Genomic DNA, 1,710 nt, shown 5'->3' with positions numbered 1-1,710 from the left:
ACGCTACGAGATCAACCGCTTGCCGCTTGTAGTCGTCCGTAAACGACCGACGTTGACGTCCTTCCATCCGACACCTCCTGGCTCTTCGAGCCTACTACAGGTGTCCATCAATTCGGAGGAGGTTCAGATGAGCACGATGACAATCGCTGAGGCCGCTGCGGAGCCGACAAGCATCAGAAGTACGTTTTGTGCCGACTGCATATCGTGCACTAGGGCGAGATTGTTGTAGATGTAAGTGTCTTTGCGCCAAGTTAGAAAGCACACCAAAGCCGCTATGGAGAGAAACATGATTAAGAGCGGCTTGTGAGATCGCGTTATGCCCGTCCACCATTCTCTCGACTGAGCAAAAGAGAATCCTAGGCAGAAAAACGGGAACGTATACTTTATAAGAGGCAATATGGAAAATGTCACAGGTGCAAGTGCGACTAGTATGACTGATACGAATAAGATCCAGGGCGACCAACGATTGAAAATCAAAAGAATCTTGACGAGAAGGAAAGAAACAAAAGCAGCCCAAATGAACCAGTATGTGCCGGCGGAATCCTTTAGACACTGCAAAACGCTGGCTGGTTCGCTGGCGGACGAACTTAATATGGCCAACTTTGCTGCCTCCAGGAGAGCGTACCAAAACAGCATGGGCAACAAGAGCTGCACCGCACGATCACCGATGGCTCGAGTGAACGACTTTCGCAAGAGCGCTCGCCAAGAAAGATATCCACTGATCGCCATAAACAGTGGCATGTGGAACATGTAGATCCATTTGAAACATGGCGACTCCCAGAAGCCTCCATCTCGGTAGACGACATATTGGATCAGGTGACCGACGATCACCAAAATAATGAGCACTCCTTTCGCGAAATCTAAACCTAGCTCTCGATCCTTTGCCTCTGGCGTGCGCGGCCCGGGAACATCCGATCCAGTTACATTTAACAATGTATTTCAAACCTCTCGGTATTGTTCCGATGAGCCGGATACTCGTTGACGGGGAATACCCGCTGCTACCAAGTACTGGTGCACGGTGACAAGGCGCTGACCATCTCAGGAGAGATAGGCCGAGCTGCCGAGCATAGGTATACGCTGCGGCCACCTATTATAAAAAGCACTTCGCGGCTGCAGCTTTGCATCGCGCAAACAATCCATTCGGCGATGGCGGAGGCATTTGCCATCTATACTCTACGGCCTCCGATAGCTGAAGGTGGTCGATGGCATGTTCAATTGTACGGAGGTGGGCGACCGGTATCGAAAAGAGGGGACCTGCTATACGAAGGTTTACCTATGGAGGCTCTGCCCCACTTCGACCGGCTTGCCTGATCGAGGGGGCGCGTTGCGGCCTGTGCGACCGGAAGGAGTGTTTGCACACTTCCAGCGGCCGGCTTGCCCGTGGGTGTTTGCGATTCCTGAACCGCTCCTTTGAAAGGACCGATGGCGCTCCCGCAGCACCTTTCTGCCGTCTCAGCAGACCATGCTATCGACCACCGCCTGGATTTTGCTCGTCAAGCCGTCGCGTGACTTTTCCCACCAACTGGCGCTGGTTCCTTGTGATACAGGCGCCATGCTGATGTACGCGAACAATGAGGTGCGATGTAAGCGGCAAGGAAACCCCGTCTGGCGGAGTGGGTAAGCGATCGGCTATCGGCTGCTGAGTTTGTGAGCCGATGTGAGCTTCTATGTCTGCGCCTAGTTCTGGAACTAGAACCTTCCATATGATCG

At 52.9% G+C, this 1,710-nt stretch carries 2 pseudogenes; both read right to left on the bottom strand.

The features are described 5' to 3' along the window. Positions 1-126 precede the first annotated feature (126 nt). Positions 127-933 (bottom strand): annotated as a pseudogene (gene nolL / locus AC0QUY_RS42500) (nodulation factor fucose acetyltransferase NolL); the annotation flags it as partial. A 531-nt stretch (positions 934-1,464) separates the two neighbouring features. Continuing rightward, positions 1,465-1,573, bottom strand: a pseudogene (locus AC0QUY_RS42495) (IS5/IS1182 family transposase); the annotation flags it as partial. Between the last annotated feature and the right edge of the window lie 137 nt (positions 1,574-1,710).

The sequence above is a fragment of the Bradyrhizobium sp. WYCCWR15520 genome, from assembly GCF_056174665.1.
Note: the sequence above shows the minus strand (reverse complement) of the source record. Positions and strands in the feature narration are given on the sequence as shown.